This window comes from Pseudomonas sp. EA_65y_Pfl1_P113 (assembly GCF_963970525.1).
In the GTDB taxonomy this organism is placed as follows: domain Bacteria; phylum Pseudomonadota; class Gammaproteobacteria; order Pseudomonadales; family Pseudomonadaceae; genus Aquipseudomonas; species Aquipseudomonas tritici.
The window spans coordinates 1-647 of record NZ_CAXAQM010000205.1 but is presented as its reverse complement, the minus strand read 5'-3'; the positions used below and the strand labels follow the sequence as shown (position 1 = coordinate 647).

The window sequence follows — 647 nt, the reverse complement described above, 5'->3', positions numbered from 1 at the left end:
GGCCTGTTGTCCGACATGGATGTAGTCGAGGCCGACGCGGCGCAAGGTCTCGAACGTGTCGCGCACGCGCGGCACCGCCTTGAAGAAATCGGCGGCATCCTCGACCGTCATGTCGAGCACGTCGGCGATCGACTTGCCCTTGAACTTCACCTCCAGCGTCTCGCGATTGTAGCGCGCGCCGTGGCACACGTCGCACGTCACATAGACATCGGGCAGGAAGTGCATTTCGATCTTGAGCAGGCCGTCGCCCTGGCACGCCTCGCAGCGGCCGCCCTTGACGTTGAAGCTGAAGCGGCCGGGCTTGTAGCCGCGCGCCTGCGCCTCGGGCAGCCCCGCAAACCAGTCGCGGATCTGGGTGAAGGCGCCGGTATAGGTGGCGGGGTTGCTGCGCGGGGTGCGGCCGATCGGCGACTGGTCGATATCGATGACCTTGTCGATGTGCTCGAGACCCTCGATGCGGTCGTGCGGCGCCGCGCCCTCGCTGGCGTTGTTGAGCTTGCGGGCGATGGCCTTGTAGAGCGTGTCGATCAGGAGCGTCGACTTGCCGCCACCGGAGACGCCGGTGACGGCCGTGAACAGGCCGAGCGGAATCTCGGCGGTGACGTTCTTCAGATTGTTGCCGCGCGCGTTCACCACCTTGATGGTGC

At 66.0% G+C, this 647-nt stretch carries 1 pseudogene; it reads right to left on the bottom strand.

Going from position 1 to position 647, the window contains the following annotated elements:
* Window positions 1-647, bottom strand: a pseudogene (locus AACY52_RS29140) (excinuclease ABC subunit UvrA); the annotation flags it as partial.